The 18,873-nt window shown below is 64.4% G+C and carries 17 protein-coding genes; 10 read left to right on the top strand and 7 right to left on the bottom strand.

Features of this window, described 5'->3' with window-relative positions:
• Window positions 1-64 precede the first annotated feature (64 nt).
• Window positions 65-655, top strand: a complete 591-nt coding sequence (locus tag EJ073_RS11525; protein WP_126055839.1) for a biotin transporter BioY — start codon at window positions 65-67, stop codon at window positions 653-655.
• 51 nt (window positions 656-706) lie between these two features.
• Here the strand turns inward: EJ073_RS11525 and EJ073_RS11520 are convergent, their stop codons facing one another.
• Window positions 707-1,648 (bottom strand): UDP-glucuronic acid decarboxylase family protein, encoded by a 942-nt coding sequence (locus EJ073_RS11520; protein ID WP_126055838.1) that lies wholly within the window; start codon window positions 1,646-1,648, stop codon window positions 707-709.
• A gap of 222 nt (window positions 1,649-1,870) precedes the next feature.
• Between EJ073_RS11520 and rfbA the strand changes: the two genes are divergently transcribed.
• From rfbA to EJ073_RS11490, 6 genes are all read left to right on the top strand, one after another.
• The gene (gene rfbA, locus EJ073_RS11515) at window positions 1,871-2,752 is read left to right on the top strand and encodes a glucose-1-phosphate thymidylyltransferase RfbA (RefSeq protein WP_126055837.1); all 882 of its coding nucleotides are present in this window, start codon (window positions 1,871-1,873) and stop codon (window positions 2,750-2,752) included.
• Window position 2,753: 1 nt separating this feature from the next.
• Window positions 2,754-3,308 (top strand): dTDP-4-dehydrorhamnose 3,5-epimerase, encoded by a 555-nt coding sequence (rfbC, locus tag EJ073_RS11510; protein ID WP_126055836.1) that lies wholly within the window; start codon window positions 2,754-2,756, stop codon window positions 3,306-3,308.
• A 13-nt stretch (window positions 3,309-3,321) separates the two neighbouring features.
• Window positions 3,322-4,398: a dTDP-glucose 4,6-dehydratase gene (rfbB, locus tag EJ073_RS11505; protein WP_126055835.1), complete on the top strand. Its 1,077-nt coding sequence runs from the start codon at window positions 3,322-3,324 to the stop codon at window positions 4,396-4,398.
• On the top strand, window positions 4,395-5,324 hold the full coding sequence (gene rfbD / locus EJ073_RS11500; protein ID WP_126055834.1) for a dTDP-4-dehydrorhamnose reductase: 930 nt from the start codon (window positions 4,395-4,397) through the stop codon (window positions 5,322-5,324). Before rfbB ends, rfbD begins: the two co-directional genes overlap by 4 nt.
• 255 nt (window positions 5,325-5,579) lie before the next feature.
• Window positions 5,580-7,574 (top strand): nucleoside-diphosphate sugar epimerase/dehydratase, encoded by a 1,995-nt coding sequence (locus tag EJ073_RS11495; RefSeq protein WP_190233851.1) that lies wholly within the window; start codon window positions 5,580-5,582, stop codon window positions 7,572-7,574.
• A gap of 115 nt (window positions 7,575-7,689) precedes the next feature.
• Entirely contained in the window at window positions 7,690-8,235 is a 546-nt protein-coding gene (locus tag EJ073_RS11490) for a sugar transferase (RefSeq protein WP_189375381.1), read from the top strand.
• On the opposite strand, the gene EJ073_RS11485 is transcribed toward EJ073_RS11490, so the two are convergent.
• Both EJ073_RS11485 and EJ073_RS11480 read right to left on the bottom strand, forming a co-directional pair.
• Complete coding sequence (locus tag EJ073_RS11485) at window positions 8,223-9,173, bottom strand: NAD-dependent epimerase/dehydratase family protein (RefSeq protein ID WP_126055833.1); 951 nt, start codon at window positions 9,171-9,173, stop codon at window positions 8,223-8,225. The two genes, EJ073_RS11490 and EJ073_RS11485, sit on opposite strands and share 13 nt — an antisense overlap.
• A 23-nt stretch (window positions 9,174-9,196) precedes the next feature.
• On the bottom strand, window positions 9,197-10,474 hold the full coding sequence (locus EJ073_RS11480; RefSeq protein WP_126055832.1) for an O-antigen ligase: 1,278 nt from the start codon (window positions 10,472-10,474) through the stop codon (window positions 9,197-9,199).
• A gap of 493 nt (window positions 10,475-10,967) precedes the next feature.
• On the opposite strand from EJ073_RS11480, the gene cysD reads away from it, so the two are divergent.
• The 3 genes from cysD to cysQ are packed head-to-tail and all read left to right on the top strand — an operon-like array spanning window position 10,968 to window position 14,612.
• Window positions 10,968-11,873, top strand: a complete 906-nt coding sequence (cysD, locus tag EJ073_RS11475; RefSeq protein WP_126055831.1) for a sulfate adenylyltransferase subunit CysD — start codon at window positions 10,968-10,970, stop codon at window positions 11,871-11,873.
• A gap of 2 nt (window positions 11,874-11,875) precedes the next feature.
• Window positions 11,876-13,813 (top strand): sulfate adenylyltransferase subunit CysN, encoded by a 1,938-nt coding sequence (gene cysN / locus EJ073_RS11470; protein WP_189347706.1) that lies wholly within the window; start codon window positions 11,876-11,878, stop codon window positions 13,811-13,813.
• A gap of 10 nt (window positions 13,814-13,823) precedes the next feature.
• Window positions 13,824-14,612, top strand: a complete 789-nt coding sequence (cysQ, locus tag EJ073_RS11465) for a 3'(2'),5'-bisphosphate nucleotidase CysQ (protein WP_189347708.1) — start codon at window positions 13,824-13,826, stop codon at window positions 14,610-14,612.
• Between the two features lie 143 nt (window positions 14,613-14,755).
• Here the strand turns inward: cysQ and EJ073_RS11460 are convergent, their stop codons facing one another.
• The 4 genes from EJ073_RS11460 to EJ073_RS11445 all read right to left on the bottom strand — a co-directional run bounded on the left by EJ073_RS11460 (window position 14,756) and on the right by EJ073_RS11445 (window position 18,795).
• Entirely contained in the window at window positions 14,756-15,898 is a 1,143-nt protein-coding gene (locus EJ073_RS11460) for a DegT/DnrJ/EryC1/StrS aminotransferase family protein (RefSeq protein ID WP_126055829.1), read from the bottom strand.
• 303 nt (window positions 15,899-16,201) lie between these two features.
• Window positions 16,202-17,125, bottom strand: coding sequence for a carbohydrate kinase (locus EJ073_RS11455; protein ID WP_126055828.1), 924 nt, complete (start codon window positions 17,123-17,125; stop codon window positions 16,202-16,204).
• Window positions 17,122-17,568, bottom strand: coding sequence for an RbsD/FucU domain-containing protein (locus tag EJ073_RS11450; RefSeq protein ID WP_126055827.1), 447 nt, complete (start codon window positions 17,566-17,568; stop codon window positions 17,122-17,124). The genes EJ073_RS11455 and EJ073_RS11450 overlap by 4 nt, the downstream gene beginning before the upstream one ends.
• Window positions 17,569-18,795 (bottom strand): ROK family transcriptional regulator, encoded by a 1,227-nt coding sequence (locus tag EJ073_RS11445; RefSeq protein WP_126055826.1) that lies wholly within the window; start codon window positions 18,793-18,795, stop codon window positions 17,569-17,571.
• Window positions 18,796-18,873 lie beyond the last annotated feature (78 nt).

Genomic DNA, 18,873 nt, shown 5'->3' with positions numbered 1-18,873 from the left:
AACACGGAAGCCAATATAGGAAAACGCGAGGCCGCATGTCGGCGACAGCTTGAATGGGATGACCATGGCACTTGCAGCAACGATGCGTCCGCTTGTTTCTCTGGCACTGCCTGAAAAGGGCGCGGCGCGGCTGGCGACGCAGCTCCTGCTGGCGATTGCCGGCACGCTGCTCCTGACCCTGTCGGCCAAGACCAAAGTCGTGCTCGGCCCGGTCGACGTCTCGCTGCAGACGCTCGCCGTGCTGCTGATTGCATCGGCGTTCGGCCTGCGCCTCGGCGTGGCCACGCTGCTTCTCTACATGGCCGAGGGCGCCATGGGTTTCCCGGTCTTCCAGGGCACGCCGGAGAAGGGCATCGGCGTCGCCTATATGCTCGGCTCCACCGGCGGCTATCTGGCCGGCTTCGTCGTCATGGCGGCGATCGTCGGCTGGGCCGCCGACCGTGGCTGGGACCGTCATCCGGTCAAGCTCTTCAATGCCATGCTGGTGGCCGAAGTGATCATGATGGCGATGGGCTTCGCCTGGCTGGCGATGCTGATCGGTCCGGAAAAGTCCCGGCAGTTCGGCGTCTTGCCCTTCATCGTCGGCGACCTGATCAAGGTGGCGCTCGCCGCGAGCCTGGTGCCGGCCGTCTGGTCGCTGCTCAAGCGCGCCTGACGCCAATCAAAGTGAAAGGAGCCGGCTGGCAGTCTCTGCCCGCCGGCTTTTTCATGCCGTCGCCAAACGACGCTGGAAATAGGCAACCGTTTGCCTCAAGCCGTCTTCCAGACTGACCCGCGGCCGCCAACCGAGCGCCGCCCGCATGAGCGAAATGTCCGGGCATCTTTGCCTTGGGTCGTCCGTGGGCAAGGGTCGGAACTCCAGTTTGGAGCCGCCACCGACAAGCCGAAGCACATGTTCGGCCAGTTCGATCATCGTCACCTCATGCGGGTTGCCGATATTGGCCGGGCCCGTGAAATCGGCGGGCGATGCCATGAGCCTCAGCAGGCCGTCGACGAGATCGTCGACATAGCAGAAACTGCGCGTCTGGCGGCCGGTGCCGTAGATTGTCAACGCCTCGCCGCGGATCGCCTGGACGATGAAATTGCTGACGACGCGCCCATCGTCCGGGTGCATGTTCGGGCCATAGGTGTTGAAGATGCGCGCCACCTTGATCTCGGTGCGGGCCTCGCGCCAGTAGTCGAAGAACAGCGTTTCGGCGCAACGCTTGCCTTCATTGTAGCAACTGCGCGTGCCGATCGGGTTCACCCGCCCCCAATAGGTTTCCGGCTGTGGATGCACTTCCGGGTCGCCATAGATCTCCGAAGTGGAGGCCTGCAGGATCCTTGCGCCTCGAGATCTGGCGAGATCGAGCATATTGATGGCGCCGAGTACGTTGGTCCTCGTCGTCCGGATCGGGTCGTTCTGGTAGTGGATGGGCGCTGCCGGTGAAGCAAGATGGTAGATGCCGTCGACGTCCAGGTCGAGCGGCAGCGTCACGTCATGTTCGATCAGCTCGAATGCCGGAACTGTCAGAAGCTGACGGATATTGTCCCTCGATCCGGTGCTGAAGTTGTCGGCGCAGACCACTTGATGTCCAAGCTCGACAAGCCTGCCGCACAGATGCGATCCGAGAAAGCCGGCGCCGCCGGTGACAAGAAGTCTGGCCATGGGATTTCCGTTTTCGCGGCCGGTCCGTTGCTGTTTAGCACCGGATCGCGATTTGCCAACCGACAAACCTCGCGCCGCTGGTCTGATTGTCGTCGGGCGTGCGGCCGGGTGGCCGCAGGCCTGGCCGGTCGGGGCGCCGACGGGCATCGAGATTGACAAGCCATCGTGCGAAACCTTAGCAGGGTGGTGCTGAAGGGGGTTCGGCGTGGCCAGGAGGATCTGTTGAAGGGAATTATCCTTGCGGGAGGCAACGGGGTCCGTCTCTATCCGCTGACGCTGGCCGTGTCCAAGCAGATACTCCCGATATACAACAAGCCGATGATCTACTACCCGCTGAGCGTGCTGATGCTTGCGGGAATCCGCCAGGTCCTTATCATCTCAACCCCACGCGACTTGCCGGCATTCCAGCAGTTGCTGGGCGATGGCTCGGAGTTCGGGCTCGACGTTTCCTTTGCTCCGCAGCCTCACCCCAACGGCCTTGCCGAAGCCTTCATCATCGGTCGCGACTTCATCGGCAAGGACAATGTGTCGATGATCCTTGGCGACAACCTGTACTTCGGGGAAGGCCTTTCGCAGCTCTGCCGCATGGCGGCGAAGCGCGAACGTGGCGCCTCGGTGTTCGCCTACCGTGTCGAGGATCCGGAGCGCTATGGCGTGGTCTCATTCGACAAGGCCGGCGGCAGGGCTTTGACGATCGAGGAAAAGCCACATAGACCCAAGTCCAACTGGGCCATTACCGGCCTCTATTTCTACGACAACGATGTCGTCGACATCGCGTCGAGCATCCGTCCGTCGAAGCGCGGCGAACTCGAGATCACGGCAGTCAACAATATCTATCTCGAACGCGGGCAGTTGCAGGTGCATCAGCTTGGTCGCGGCTATGCCTGGCTCGATACCGGCACGCACGACAGCCTGCACGAGGCAGCATCCTTCGTGCGCACCATCGAGCACCGCCAGGGCATCAAGGTGGCTTGCCCGGAGGAGATTGCCTTCGAGCAGGGCTGGCTGACGGCCGACAAGGTACTTGAACGCGCCGCTCGCCTTGGCCAGAACGAATACGCCGCGTATTTGCGCAGGCGCGTCAGCGAGTTGTCGGAGAACTAGGGTGCTGGAGATCATCCAACTCGGCCTCGACGGCGTGCTGGAGATCGTCCCGAAGCGTTTTCACGACGCTCGCGGCTATTTCGTCGAGGACTGGAACGCCCAGCGCTTCGCCGAGGCCGGCATCGATCTCCGTTTCGTGCAGGACAACCGCTCCTATTCCGCCGCCGCCGGTGTGGTGCGGGGGCTTCACTATCAGTTGCCGCCGCATGCTCAGGAGAAGCTGGTGCGCGTCGTCAGAGGCAGGATCCTCGACGTCACCGTCGACATTCGCCGCGGCTCGAAGAGCTTTGGCAGATGGGTCGCCGTCGACCTGTCGGCCGAGAAAGGCAATCAGGTCCTGGTGCCGAAAGGCTTCGCGCATGGATTCGTCACGCTCGTGCCGGATACCGAGGTTCTGTATAAGGTGACCGATATCTATTCGCCTGCCCATCAACGGTCGATCCGTTTCGACGACCCTGCCGTCGGCATCGAATGGCCGGCAATGGCGGGTGGGTTCCAGCTTTCGGACAAGGACCTTGATGCGCCGGTGCTTGCCGCCGCGGAGGTGTTTGCGTGAGGAGGGGAGCGGAATGAATTTCCTGGTGACCGGCGGTGCCGGCTTCATCGGCTCGGCCGTGTGCAGGCACCTATGCGCCAATCCGGCCTACCGCGTGACCAATCTCGACAAGCTCACCTATGCCGGAAATCTGGCGTCGCTGCGCGCGATCGAGAACGCGCGCAATTACAAATTCGCCCACGCCGATATTTGCGACGAGAGGGCGGTGCTGGAGATTTTGCACCGCGACGCCATCGACATCGTCATGAACCTCGCTGCCGAGAGCCATGTCGATCGCTCGATCGAGGGGCCCGGCGCTTTCATCGAGACCAACATCGTCGGCACGTACCGCATGCTGAATGCGGCCCTGGAATACTGGCGTGACCTGCCGCAAGGGCGCAAGCGCCGCTTCCGCTTCCATCAGGTCTCGACCGACGAGGTGTTCGGCGATCTCCCCTTCGACGGTGGCATGTTTGTCGAGGAGACGCCCTATGCGCCATCGTCGCCATATTCCGCCTCGAAGGCCGCCTCCGATCATTTGGTGCGGGCCTGGCACGAGACCTATGGCCTGCCGGTGGTCCTTTCCAACTGCTCGAACAATTACGGGCCCTATCATTTCCCTGAAAAGCTCATCCCGCTGGTCATCCTCAACGCGCTCGACGAGAAGCCGCTGCCGGTCTATGGCGCCGGCGCCAATGTGCGCGACTGGCTCTATGTCGAGGACCATGCCAAGGCGCTGGAGCTTGTCGCCACGAAGGGGCGGACGGGCGAAAGCTACAATGTCGGCGGCAATTCGGAACGCAGCAATCTCGGCGTCGTCGAGACGATCTGCGATCTTCTTGACCGTCGACGGCCACGCGCCGCCGGCGGCAGCTATCGCGACCTGATCACTTTCGTCACCGATCGTCCGGGTCATGACCGCCGCTACGCGATCGATGCCTCCAAGATCGGCCGCGACCTCGGCTGGTCGCCGACGGAGGACTTCGACAGCGGCCTGGCAAGGACTGTCGACTGGTTCCTCGACAACAGATGGTGGTGGGGGCCGATCCGCGACCAACGCTATGCCGGCGAGCGGCTGGGCCAGGCCGAGAACAGGAAGGGCGCGGCGTGAGGCTTGTCGTGACCGGGCGCGAAGGCCAGGTCGTTGCCAGCCTGCTTGAAGCCGGGCGCGGGCTGGAGGGCGTGGAGGTCGTTGCCGTAGGCCGGCCGCGACTCGACCTGGCGCAGCCCGACACGGTGTTTGATGCGCTGGCGGCATCGAGGCCCGATGTCGTCGTCTCTGCCGCCGCCTACACCGCTGTCGACCAGGCCGAGGACGAGAAGGAAATGGCCTTTGCGGTGAACGCCACCGGGGCCGGTGCCGTCGCCGGGGCGGCGGCGCGGCTTGGCGTTCCCATCATCCATCTTTCGACCGACTACGTCTTCGACGGCACCAAGGACGGCGCCTATGTCGAAACCGACGCCACCGCGCCGCTCAATGCCTATGGCGCTTCGAAGCTTGCCGGCGAACAGGCGGTGGCGGCGGCCAATCCGCGTCATCTGATCCTGCGCACGGCGTGGCTCTATAGCCCTTTCGGCAGGAACTTCGTCGAGACCATGCTGAGGTTGGCCCGCGATCGAGACGAGATCGCGGTGGTGGCCGATCAGTGGGGAAACCCCACCTCGGCGTTCGATATCGCCGCCGCTATCCTGCACGCGGCGGCAAGGCTCGATCGCGACAGGGATTTTGATGACTTTGGCATTTACCATCTGACGGGAGCCGGCGAGGCCAACTGGAGCGGTTTTGCCCGCCAGATCCTGGAGATGAGCCGCGCGCACGGCGGGCCGCACGCGCGGGTGCGCGACATCGCCACCGGCGACTATCCGACCAAGGCTCGACGCCCCCAAAATTCGCGCCTGTCAACGGCGAGGTTCGGGAGCACCTTCGCCTGGCAGGCGCCGGACTGGCGGCTGTCCGCACAAAGGGTGGTGTCTCGTTTGCTGGGACAGGCAAAAGGCGATGCCGGTGGATCCGTCGCCGGCCCGGGCCAGCGGTAGCGAACTCTAATGTTGCGCCCCCAACTGTCCAGTCCGGCGGAGTCCGCGCAAGCAGATCAAGTCGCCGACGGGAAGTATGCAGGCATTCAATCCTGCGTGCTTCCAAAAAAATATATGGCGATGATCTCAACTCCACGCTATGCGATAACGGGGTGAAGGGGCTGGGGAATGGCGCTCTGGATCGGCGCAGGATGATGATCTGTCCGGCGCCAGTCTAGTGGCCATGTCTTCGTGCCTGGAGTTCAGTACTACCCAATGACATCCTATGTAGAAGCCGTGTCCGGACTTCGGCCGAAGATGCGGCGTGCTATCATCATGCTTCAGGACATCATCATGGTCCTGATCGCGGTGGCGCTCAGCCTGGTTTTGTCACAGTCGAAGCTGTCGTTCGACGCGTTCTCTTATGGCGGGCTGGCCTGCTGGGCGGTCATCGTGCTGATTGCCCATCTGCTGTTCAGATACTGCGGCCTTTACAACACCGTTTGGCGATTCGCCTCGACACCCGATTTCTTCAACATCCTCAAGGGCTGCGGAATCCTGACGGTAGTCCTCTATTTGTCCTCGCTCGCCTTCCGCTCCTTCCAGCCCGTCACCGGCCTCAACGAGCGTCAGTTCATCGTCTTTTTCCTCGTCTCCTTCACCATCATTTCCGCGCCCAGGCTCTACTACCGGTTCCTGCGCGACGGCGCGAGTTGGCGCATCCTCGGTCGCAGGAATGGCGGAGGCGACGCGCGGATCAAGCAGGCGCTGTTCATCGGCAGGTTGAGCGAGGTCGACGTGATCATCCGTTTCACGCGCACCGCGCAACCTACCGAATATGCCATCGCCGGCATCATGGCGATCGAGGGTGGAGCGCCACTGGGCACGCAGATCCAGGGCGTTCCGGTAGTGGCCGCCCGCCCGCGGCTGGTCGAAGTGCTCGAGGAATACGCCAGGGGCACGGAAAATATCGACCTGCTTATCTTTGGCAATGGCGCCGAACGCGAGATCGAGGAGTATTCGGAGCTTGTTCGCGTCGCCCGCCACAGCGGCATCGCCGTCGTCCAATTCTCGGGCTTCTCGGAACTTGGGCAAGGCGGCAAGCTTGTGCTCGACGCCGTCGAGATGGAAACCATCCTGCGTCGCTCGACCGTGCCGCCCGACATCGAACGCATCGGCGCCTTCGTCAGCGGCAAACGCGTGCTCGTCACCGGGGGCGCCGGCTCCATCGGCCGCATCCTGGTCAAGCGCTCGCTGGAACTCGGCGCGGAGGCCGTTCTGGTCGCCGACATTTCGGAATTCGGCATCTTCCAACTCGACCAGTCCATCGGCGAAAAGGACCACGATCGACTGAAGAGCCGCATCGTCGACGTCACCGACCGGCGCCAGATGACGCGCGTCGTCAGCGAATTCATGCCGTCCATCATCTTCCATGCAGCGGCGCTGAAGCACGTGCCGCTGCTTGAGGAGAACTGGGAATCCGCGATCCAGACCAATATCTTCGGCACGCTCGCCTGCGCCGAGGTTGCCGCCAAATGCGGGGTCCCGCAGTTCCTTTTGATCTCGAGCGACAAGGCGGTGGACCCGACCTCGGTGCTCGGCATCACCAAGAGAGCGGCCGAGCAGATCGTGAGCTCACTCCACGAAACGCAGGCTGTCGGGCAGGGCGGACGCCGCGCCGGTACCAAATTCATCGCCGTGCGCTTCGGCAATGTGTTCGGCTCCAACGGTTCGGTGGCGACCATCTTCCAGGCGCAGATCGAAGCCGGCGGCCCCGTCACCATCACCGACCGGCGCATGACCCGCTATTTCATGACAGTGGCAGAGGCCGTCGATCTCGTCATCATGTCGGCCGCGGATGCCGAGCAGCGGGAGGGCAAGGACGACTACGCCATCTATATGTTGGACATGGGCAAGCCGGTGCCGATCCTCGAAGTCGCCGAAACCATGATCCGCATGGCCGGCAAAAACCCCTACACCGACATCCCGATCCGCTTCACCGGCATCAGGCCGGGCGAAAAGCTGCACGAGACGCTGCAGGGCGAGAATGAAGAGGTCGTCGCGCTCGATATCGCCAAGATTTTTGGCCTGCGCGCCGAAGTGGTGTCATGGCCGAGAATTCAAGTCGCCCTGACGGCATTGCAGGCGGCAATACGTGACCAGGACAAGGCGGCCGCTCTTGCCGTGTTGGCGGGACTGCATGAGGCTGAAAAGCCGCCGGTTGAGGCACCGCGGGAAACCGGCCCGAAATCAGTTGGACGGGCAGGTTAGACCTGTCCGGCGCGTCGATGATTGGCTATTGAAGCCAAGCCCGGCGATCCTCGCGCATTGGCCATGGCATTCGGCTGCGCCGGATTTGGGACCATCGACCGCGGAGCAGCATTGGATGACCCTGAAAGGGCCGAAGCGAACCTTCGATCTTGTGGTGGCTGCCTCGATGCTGGTGGCGTCGTCGCCCGTGCTGCTTGTTGCAATGCTGGCCATCAAGGCATCGTCGCCTGGGCCGGCGCTCTTTTCCCAGACCCGGGTCGGGCAGGGCGGTGTGCCATTTCGCTGCCACAAGCTGCGGACCATGTACCGAGGAACGCCGTCCTTGCCCACGCATGAGGCGCCGCCGCAATCCGTTACCGCCGTCGGCAAGGCGTTGCGCCGGGCCAAGATCGACGAGTTGCCTCAGCTTTGGAACGTGCTGAAAGGCGAAATGAGCCTTGTCGGCCCGCGCCCATGCCTGCCCACGCAGACGGAACTGGTCGAGCGCCGCCGGGACCTGGGCGTGCTCTCGGCGCTTCCCGGCATGACCGGCCTCGCGCAGATCCGGGGTATCGACATGTCGACCCCCGTGCTTTGCGCCGAGACCGATGCCGCCTACCTGCGGACTGCCTCGCTCGGCCTCGATCTCAGGATATTGCTGGGAACCATCTATCGCGCTTGAGCGTCGCCCGAGCGGCTTCGCCGCGCCAGTTCGGTGAGCTGCTCCAGCGTATCGGTTTCCGGCGCCCAGCCCTCCGCAAAAAGCAGCGACGGATCGCAAATCTGCGTTGCCGCCAGGGCCTCCCATGCCTTGGCCTTGCCGAACAACCTTGCCGCCAGCCGCATCGGAGCGGCGGGCACGGCAACCAGGCGCGGCGGCCGTCCGAAACCGCGCCGGAAGGCGGTGACGATCTCGGAGATCGCGGCGGGCGGGCGGTCGCCGGCTATATAAATGGGCCGCAGCGGCGTCGGTTTGGTCAACAGCCGCAGCACCGCGCCGGCCACGGCGCCGGTCGAAATCAGCGAGCGAGTCCCGGTCAGGGCCGCTGTCGGCAGCGGCAAGGCGCTATCGGCAAGCCGCATCAGCGTTGCCAGGTTTCCCTTCATGCCCTCGCCATGAACAGGCGGCAGGCGCAGCACGGCGGCGTCGGAACGGCCCGCCGATCGGTAGGCGTCGAGCGTCCTGATCTCGCCGTCGCGCTTCGAGCGGCCATAGGCGTCTTGCGGAGCAGGGACCGTTGCCTCGTCGATCGTGCCGCTGAAGTCCGGGCCGACGACCGCCCGGATCGACGACAGATAGAGGAAGCGCCCGCTTGCTAGCGCCGCCGCGGCACGCGCGAGCCGGCCGGTCAGCGCTCCGTTCGCGGCCAGATAATCCGGCTCGCTGGCGCCGCGGTCGTTGTTCAACGCCGCGCAGTGAACGACATGTGTCACTCCCTCCATCATTGCGAGGAAGGCGTCGGCGGGAGCATCGAAGCCGGGCAGCAGAACCGCCCCGCTTGCCCGCTCAAGCCGTTCCGGCCGGCGCGAGGCGGTGCGCACCTCGAACCCCGCATCGGCAAGGTGGCTCACGACCCGGCGTCCGATGAATCCCGTCGCGCCTGTGACCAGAACTTTCATGGCGGGTTTTCGCATCCCCTTGGTCAGGTTGCCGGCGCTATCGCGGCCGCCGGCTCCTGCGGCAGCCTCTGTTGGCGCCCCGACGCAAGGTAGGTTCCGGACACCACGAAGACCATGAAAGTCGAATCGAGGATATCGTGGCCGAGCAGGATGCCGGTCATTCCGCCGATCAGGTAGACGATCACCGTGACGGCGACCATCGTCGCGCCGAAGCGCTCGATCGGATCGGCGCTGACGCGCAGAACCTTTGCGGCGTTCCATGCGGCGACCGCGAAGATCGCCGCGAGCGTGATTGCTCCGGCCAACCCGGCCTGCACCAGCGCGGTCAGAAAGCCGTTGTGGAAATGGCTGAAGCCCATGGCCATGCCGAACTGGTCATGGAAGCCTTGCTTCATCAGCGCCTGGCTGGCGGCGATGCCGTGTCCGAATATCGGAGCGTCCCGGAATGCACCGAGCCCGATCTGCCACAGCGCCACGCGCAACCCCGTCGGCGTCGCGTGGTCGCCCTTGGCAAGCGCGTCCCAGTCGCTGAACAGGAAATCCGCGCGTTCCGACACGATATGGAAACCGAGAATGGCGATCACCAGCGACATCACGGCGGCAATCAGCAGCAGACGAGCAAGACTTGCCTGCTCCAGCCTGCGCCGGTTGATCAAGAGTACGGCGATGCCCGACACCGGTATGGCCACCCAGATGATGCGGGTGCCCGAATAGAGGATGGCAATGATGCCGGCCAGTACCGCCGGGATCAGAAGGCCTTTGGCTCTTTCAATGCCCGACAGCGCCCCGGCCATGCACATCATGACGCCGAGACAGGTGACCGTGGCGAACGGAATGGCGTTTCCGGCCCCGCCTTCGGCCCGCATGCCGAGCCAGTAGTATTGCACCACGGCCAGCACCAGGGCGCCAAAACATGCCGCCATGCTGGCGACCACGACGATGCGGGCAAGGGTCGCCTTTGCGGTTATGCTCCAGGTCGAGTAGGAGATCGGGAACAGCAGGAACGTGACCAGCGCCACGAGATGCGGCGCATCGGCCCCGAGCGCGTTGTTGACGGCCGACGCCAGCAGGTATGCCGCGCAATAGACATAGATCGCCACCGTTATGGCGAGCATCGGCGGATCGAAATTGAAGCGTCGCCGCTTCAGGGCGAGCAGTACCCCTGACCAAAGACCGCCGCCGATGAACACAAAGCTCACGGCCGAACCCAGCACCGGCGGACAAAAGAAGCAAAAGATCGAGAAGTAGACGTTGATCTGCGCGGGCGTGAGGTGCCGTTTGATGGATAAAAGCGGGTTCAATGCTCTGTTTCGCAATGTCTGGGGGTCGTTGGGACGCCGTGTTGGTCCGCGACGGCGGACGCGATCACCTTCGAAGCCTATTTGGTGCCACGGCGCGCGGGCAGCATGTGTGGCCGGTATAGCCGCTGGGTCCGATTCCCGATAGTGCGGCCGCTGGAGGGCCTATCACAAATCGGCAGCCCGGCGCGCATCCGCGTGAGCGGGAGCTTCGCGCGGCGGGCCGTCCACGGTCACCCGAAAGGCAATAGTTTCTCCGTTCTTTGCCATGCATCAGGCGGTAGGGCAGGATTTTCCCACATACGCACTGATCGTGGAAAATTCATTCCAGATTGGCCATCTGGCGGGCGCGTCTGGCATTGTTCCCCGCAATCACGATCTGCTAGAACGCCCGCACGAATGTCCAGAAGCAAAGCTTGAACCGGGCTGTTTTTAAGAAACGGTGCCTGATCCGTTGATGCAAGGTCTGGATGGCACGAGAGAACGCTCACAGTCCATGAATATCGCACTTACGCACCTGCAGCGGCTCGAGGCCGAATCCATCCACATCTTCCGCGAGGTGGCGGCCTCCTTCTCCAAGCCCGTCATGCTCTATTCGGTCGGCAAGGATTCTTCCGTGCTGATGCACCTGGCGATGAAGGCCTTTTTCCCGGCCAAGCCGCCTTTTCCCTTCCTGCACGTCGACACCACCTGGAAGTTCCGCGAGATGATCGCCTTTCGCGACCAGATGGCGCAGAAGCTGGGCTTCGACCTCCTGGTGCATGTCAACGAGGACGGCGTGCGCGACAACATCAACCCGTTCGACCATGGCTCGAACACCCATACCCATGTGATGAAGACGGTGGCGTTGCGCCAGGCGCTCGACAAATACGGCTTCGACGCCGCCTTCGGCGGCGCCCGCCGCGACGAGGAGAAGTCGCGCGCCAAGGAACGGATCTTTTCCTTCCGCAACGCCCAGCACGCCTGGGACCCGAAGAACCAGCGGCCGGAAATGTGGAAGATCTTCAACACCCGCATCGCCGCCGGCGAGTCGATCCGCGTCTTTCCGTTGTCCAACTGGACCGAGCTCGATATCTGGCAGTACATCCTGCAGGAAGACATCCCGATTGTGCCGCTCTATTTCGCCAAGGAACGGCCGGTCGTCGAACGCGACGGCATGCTGATCCTCAAGGACGACGACCGCATGCAGTTGCGTCCGGACGAAGCGGTCGAGAACCGGATGGTGCGCTTCCGCACGCTTGGCTGCTATCCGCTGACCGGCGCTATCGAGTCCGATGCCGACACGCTGGAGGCCATCGTCGGCGAGATGCTGACGGCGCGCACCTCGGAGCGCCAGGGCCGCCTCATCGACCGCGACGAAGCCGGCTCGATGGAAAAGAAGAAGCGCGAGGGGTATTTCTGAGCATGCGCCACATCATGGCCAAAAGCCTCGCCCCCACCGACTCGATCCGCGAATACATGGCCGCGCAGGAGAAGAAGTCGCTGCTGCGCTTCCTCACTTGCGGCTCGGTCGACGACGGCAAGTCGACGCTGATTGGGCGTCTGCTGTCGGACACCAAGCAGATCTTCGAAGACCAGCTTGCCGCGCTGGAGCGCGATTCGCGCAAGCACGGCACAACCGGCGACGACATCGACTTCGCGCTCCTGGTCGACGGGCTCGAAGCCGAGCGCGAGCAGGGCATCACCATCGACGTCGCCTACCGCTTCTTCGCCACGCCGAAGCGCAAGTTCATCGTCGCCGACACGCCCGGCCACGAGCAGTACACGCGCAACATGGCGACCGGCGCCTCGACCGCCGATCTCGCCATCGTGCTGATCGACGCGCGCCAGGGCGTGCTGCGCCAGACCAGGCGCCATTCGATCATCGCCTCGCTGCTCGGCATTCGCCACATTGTGCTGGCCGTCAACAAGATCGACCTCGTCGATTTCGACCAGGCGGTGTTCGACAGGATCGTCGAGGATTACAGCCAGTTTTCGCAAAGCCTCGGCTTCCAGACGATCGTGCCGATCCCGATGTCGGCCCGCTACGGCGACAATGTCTCCAGCCGCTCCGGCAACATGCCGTGGTATTCGGGGCCAACGCTGATCGAGCATCTGGAAACCGTATCGGTCGACGAGGCAGTGGTCGAACTGCCGTTCCGCTTCCCGGTGCAGTATGTGAATCGCCCCAATCTCGATTTCCGCGGCTTTGCCGGCACCATCGCGTCCGGGTCGGTTTCGCAGGGCGACGAGGTCGTCGTCGCCAAGTCCGGCAAGTCGTCCCGCGTCAAGCGCATCGTCGCCCATGGCGGCGACCTTGCCCAAGCGGTTGCCGGCCAGGCGATCACGCTCGTCCTCGACGACGAGGTCGAGGTGTCGCGCGGCAACATTCTGGTCGCGCCGGCGTCGCGGCCGCAGGTCGCCGACCAGTTCGCCGCCAACATCGTCTGGTTCGACGAGCATGCGCTGCTGCCCGGCCGCTCCTACATCCTGCGCACCGAAACCGACCAGGTGAGCGCCACCGTCACCGAGCTGAAGTACCGCGTCAACGTCAACGACTTCGCCCACGAGGCGGCGAAGTCGCTGGAGATGAACGAGGTCGGCATCTGCAATCTCTCGACGCGCTCGCCGATCGCCTTCGACAATTTCGCCGAGAACCGCACCACCGGCGCCTTCATCCTGATCGACCGCATCAGCAATGCCACGGTCGGCGCCGGCATGATCCTGCATTCGCTGCGCCGCGCCGAAAACATCCATTGGCAGTCGCTCGATGTCGGCAAGCGCGGCCGGTCCGACCTGAAGAACCAGCGGCCGGCCGTGTTCTGGTTCACCGGGCTCTCCGGCTCCGGCAAGTCGACCATCGCCAATCTGTTCGAGAAGAAGCTGTTCGCCTCGGGGCGCCACACCTACATCCTCGACGGCGACAATGTCCGCCACGGCCTCAACCGCGACCTCGGCTTCACCGACGCCGATCGCGTCGAGAACATCCGCCGCGTTGCCGAGGTCGCCCGGCTTATGGCCGATGCCGGCCTGATCGTCATCGTCTCCTTCATCTCGCCCTTCGCCGCCGAGCGGCGCGTGGCGCGCGAGCTGATGGCGGATGGCGAGTTCGTCGAGGTGTTCGTCGACACGCCGTTCGAGGAATGCGCCAGGCGCGATCCGAAGGGCCTCTATGCGCGCGCGCTGAGCGGCGAGATCAAGAATTTCACCGGCGTCGATTCACCCTATGAAGCTCCGGAGAATCCCGAAATCCATCTGAAGACGCTCGGCAAAACGGCCGAGGAGATGGTAGAGGCCCTGGAACTCTGGCTGAACGAGCGCGACATTGCCGAAGACCAATATGACAGCGGCGGCGGCATCTGACGACGAGGCCATGCTCGGCGTGTTCGAGCGCCTGGCGCTGGATGCCGGGCGCGAGGTGATGCGCGTCTTCCACGCAGGCTGCGCCGTCGACACGAAATCGGACAGCACGCCGGTGACGGAAGCCGACCGCGAGAGCGAGAAGATCATCCTCGCCGGTCTGCGCGCCGCCTATCCCGACATCCCTTGCGTGGCCGAGGAAGAAGTCGCGGCGGGCGTTGCGACGCCCGATCTCGACGACGCCTTCTTGCTGATCGATCCGCTCGACGGCACCAAGGAATTCGTCAACCGCCGCACCGATTTCACCGTCAACATCGCGCTGGTCCGCCACGGCGTGCCGGAGATCGGTGTCGTCTTCGCGCCCTGCACGGGGCGTTTCTTCTCGGGCCGGCCGGGCAGGGCGGAAGCGATCGAGGTCGATGCCAATTTTCGCATCACCGGCCGCCGTCCGATCGCCGTGCGGACAGGGGGGATGCCGCTCGCCGTGGTCGCCAGCCGCTCACACAACACGCCGGAAACCGATGCCTTCATCCGCGACCTTGGCGCCGCCGAGATCGTTTCGGTCGGCTCGTCGCTGAAATTCTGCCTCGTCGCCGCCGCCGAGGCGGACGTCTATCCACGCTTCGGCCGCACCATGGAATGGGACACCGCCGCCGGTGACGCGGTGCTGCGGGCCGCCGGCGGCATGACGCGCACGCTGGACGGCAAGCCGCTCGCTTACGGCAAGCGCGACCAGGCCACGGACGCGGATTTCGCCAACCCGCATTTCATTGCCAGCGGGAAAAGCGCGGGCGCAGCTTAAACGCTTGCAACTGACGGCCAGCTATCGCTTCGTCATCCTGGAGCGAAGCCACGTGGCGCAGACCCTGGGATCCATGCCGTGACGTTAAGGCATTGCAACGGTTAAGAATTCTGCTCTGCTGTGTTCCCCGTCCGAGGGCACGGCTACGCCGCCGCGACGTGCGCCGAGTTCGAGCCGATATAGTTACGAATCGTCTCGATGATACGGTCCTGGTCGGCTTCGCTGAGATAGGGGTGCATCGGCAGGCACAGGATATGCTTCGGCAGCTCTTCCGAAACGGCGAGGCCGGTCGGCGTGCGCGGATAGTCGCGATAGGCAAGCTGCACGTGCAGCGGCTTCACATAATAGATGACGGAAGGGATGCCCTTCTCCGTCAGATGCGCCTTCAGCCCGTCGCGCTTCGGCGTCTCGATGGCGTATTGCGCCCAGGCCGAGCGGCCGTGGTCCAGATTGCGCGAGGCCTTGAGGATATCGCCGAGACCCTCGGCGTAGCGCTGCGCCACCACCTGCCGGGCAACCATCTCGTCCTCGAGGAGGGCGAGCTTCTCGATCAGGATCGCCGCCTGCAGCGTGTCGAGACGCGAATTGATGCCGACGCGGATGTTGTCGTACTGCGTTTCGCCCTTGCCGTGGAAGGCGAAGGATCTGAGCTTGTCGGCCATCGCATCGTCATTGGTGAACATCGCGCCGCCGTCGCCGTAGCAGCCGAGCGGCTTCGCCGGATAGAAGCTGGTCGAGCCGACATGGCCGAAGGAACCGCAGAACTTGCCGTCGGCTGAGCCGCCGATCGACTGGGCGGCATCCTCGATCACCAGCAGGTCCTCGCGCTTGGCGATCGCCATGATCGCTTCGTAGTCTGCGGCGAGCCCGAACAGGTCGACCGGTATGATCGCCTTCGGCTTCAGCCTGCCTTCCTTCCTGATCATCGCGATCGCCGCCTCGAGGCTGGCGATGTCGATGTTGTAGGTGTCGGGATCGACATCGACGAATACCGGCTCGGCCTTGGCGAGCGCCACAACTTCGGCCGTCGCCGCGAAGGTAAAGCTCGGCACGAACACCGCATCGCCCGGGCCGATGCCGGCCGCAAACAGCGGCAGCAGCAGCGCGTCGGTGCCGTTGGCGCAGGCCACGACATGCTTGGTGCCGACATAGGCCGCGAGTTTGTTCTCGAATTCGGTGACCTGAGGCCCGAGGATATAACGGCCTTCGTCGACGACGCGGTCGATCGCGGCCTTCAACCGGTCGCGGATACGTTCGCGCTGCGCGCCGAGATCGATGAACTGCATGTCTGCCTCAAGGGGTTGGTGCGTGTCGACAAGGGCAAGCGGCGGGGGCATGACGCGCACAGAAACAACAACTTAACCGCCGCTGGTACCAGACTTGGACAATCCGAGAAAGCCAGCCCGGGGGCATGGCGACCTGTCGGGATGTCGCAGCCTGTTACCCCCGATCTCTCCTGCTTCTCCGCAAGGTGCCGGAAATCCGGCCTTTGCAGGGTGCAATCAGCGCCTTTTCTCGCGCCTTTTCGGCCGGTGGAAACATAAAGTGATCAGCCGGCTGGGCGGCTTTGCCGCCGGATGGACGGCCGATCAGGCGATTTCATGGCGCCAGGGCGGATTGGCGCCGGCGCGCGACACCGTCACCGCCGCCGCCTTGGCGCCGAGCGTCAGCGCCTGGCGGATCGCGTCTTCCGACAGGTCGCCGATCGCCGCCTTGGTGAGCAGGCCCTGTTCGTGCAGCGAGGCGAGGATGCCGGCATTGAACGTGTCGCCGGCGCCGACCGTGTCGACCACCGCCACCTTCTGCGGCGTCACCGTGACCTTGTGGCTCTTGCTGTAGCCGACCGCGCCCTCGCTGCCATGGGTGACGACGATCAGCTTCGGTCCGCGATCCAGCCAGTTGCGGATGACGTCCTCATGCGAGCCGGCTTCGTCGAACCAGTTGAGGTCCTCGTCCGACAGTTTCACGATGTCGGCCATCGCCATCATCTCGCGGATGCGCCGCAGGTGCTTTGCCTTGTCGGGGATGAAGTTCGGCCGGATGTTGGGGTCGAGCATCATGACGCGACTGTTGTGCTCGCGCCGCATGAACTCCTCATAGGCCGATCCCGCGGGCTCGGAGATCAGGCTGATGGCGCCGAACAGCATCGCCTCGATCTCGGCGCCGAGGCTCGGCAGATCCTCGATGGTGAGCATGCGTCCGGCGGTGTTCTCGTCGTAGAAGGTGTAGGTCGCCTGGCCGTTGGTGAGCCGCACGAAGGCGAGCGTCGTCGGCCTTGGCGAGGTGTGGGCATAGGTGGAGCTGACCTTGCTTGCCCCGAGCGCTTCGCGGAACTGGCCGCCGAACAGGTCCGACGACAGGCCGGAAAAGAAGCCGGCCGGCGCGCCGAGCCGCCCGAGCGCGATCGCCGTGTTGAAAACCGCGCCGCCGACATAGGGCGCGAAGGCCGGCTCGCCCTCGGTCGTCGTGCGCGGCAGCATGTCGATCAAGGCTTCGCCGCAGCAGAGGATCATGATGTCTGGCTTTCCGGCGGATAGATCACGCCTTTGCGGATGATGATGTTGGCATAGAGACGGGGCTCGCTGGTGGCGACGATGGCGTGCGCGGCCTTGACCCGGGCATAGAAGTCGGCGCCGGCCAGCGCAACCACCTTGTGGCCGGGCGCGCGCCTGGCGCAGACCGCTTCCATCTCATGGTGGACCGGATCGGCAAGCGCCGGGTCGCCCTTGACCGAGGCGCGAAACAGCGCCTCTGGCACGGCGTCGTCCACCGGCAGCACGCTCAGAATGGCGTCGAGCACGGGGACCAGATGATGGCCGTCGGCGCGGATCAACCGATGCGCCTGCTGCTCGGCCGGGTAGTTGCCGTCGACAAGCGCGATTTCGTCGCCATGGCCCATGGCGCGCAGCGTCGCCAGAAGCTCCGGGCCAAGCAGCGACGGGATGCCGATCAGCATTCAGGGGCTCCTGGAAATGGTGGTCGAGCCGATCAGGAAGCGCTCGGACAGGGGCAGGCTGGCGCCGCCAAGTGCCCGCGCGTGGATGCCGACGGTTCCTTCGCGCACCGCCGGCAACTTCAGGCCTTCGCCGTCGATCGTGCCGACGGCCACTCTCACCGCATCGACGAGACGGCCGCGCACCGACAGCGGCATCCAGCCGTCGATCACCGCCGCCTCGAAATCGATGACCGAGGAGGCCGCGACGATGGCGTAGGCCAGCGCCTGCGCGGCGCCGGCGATCCATATGTCGAGCTCGGGACCGATGTCGCCCCAGTCCTCGGGCGACGTCCACAGATGCGAGGCCTCGACGCCGCGCGCGTTGAGCGCCTTCTCCAGCATGGCGATCGACGCCACGTCGATGAGCTGGGTCGGCTTGCCGTCCGGTCCCGGCACCGGCATCGAGCCCAGCGCGCCGGCATTGCCGGTCGGCCCGCCGAACAGCCGGCCGTTGAGCACGATGCCGCCGCCGGCGAAGGCGCCGATGTAGAAATAGACGAAGTCGCGCGCAGCACCGGCCTGGCCGAAGACAAGCTCGGCGCCACAGGCCGAGGTGGCGTCGTTCTGCAGGTAGACCGGAAAGTCGCACTGCGCCTGGATGTCGGAACGGATGTCGCGGTGGCGCCATTCGTCCATGATCTCGCGCGGCGCGCCGGCGGTGTCGGCCCAGTTCCACAATTCGAACGGCATGGCGATGCCGAGCCCGGCAATGCGCTTGTCCTGCGCCTGGGTGAGCTCGCCGCGCATCCTGGTCATGCCGGTGAGCGCGAATTCCACCGTCTCGCGCGGCGCAGGATAGCGGTAGGAGTGCTGCAGCATCGAGCGCACATTGCCGAGGAAGTCGATCAGCACCAGCTCGGCGCTGCGGCGGCCGATCTTGAGGCCGATGAAGAAGGCGCCTTCCGGGTTGAGCGCCATGGGAATGGAGGGCTGGCCGATCCTGCCGCGCAGCGGTGCCTGGCGCACCAGCAGCCTGTCGTCCTCCAGCTCGCGCATGATGACCGAAACGGTCTGCGCCGAAAGCCCGGTCATGCGCGCTATGTCGGATTTGGCGAGGCTGCCATGCTGGCGCACCAACGACAGCACAAGCCGCTCATTGTGGTCGCGCATGCCGCTCTGGTTGGTGCCGCGGTGCAGGCGGCTCTCTGCCGCCTCGGGCGAACCGTGCCTCGCAATGCCGGTCTCCACCCTGTTTCCTCCGTCGTTTCCCCTCAATGCTTTTCGTGCAGAATGAGTGAACGACGCAAGGCTGTCAATAATAAATAA

Source organism: Mesorhizobium sp. M4B.F.Ca.ET.058.02.1.1 (assembly GCF_003952505.1).
Classification (GTDB): Bacteria; Pseudomonadota; Alphaproteobacteria; order Rhizobiales; family Rhizobiaceae; genus Mesorhizobium.
This window is presented reverse-complemented; position numbering and strand designations above follow the sequence as displayed.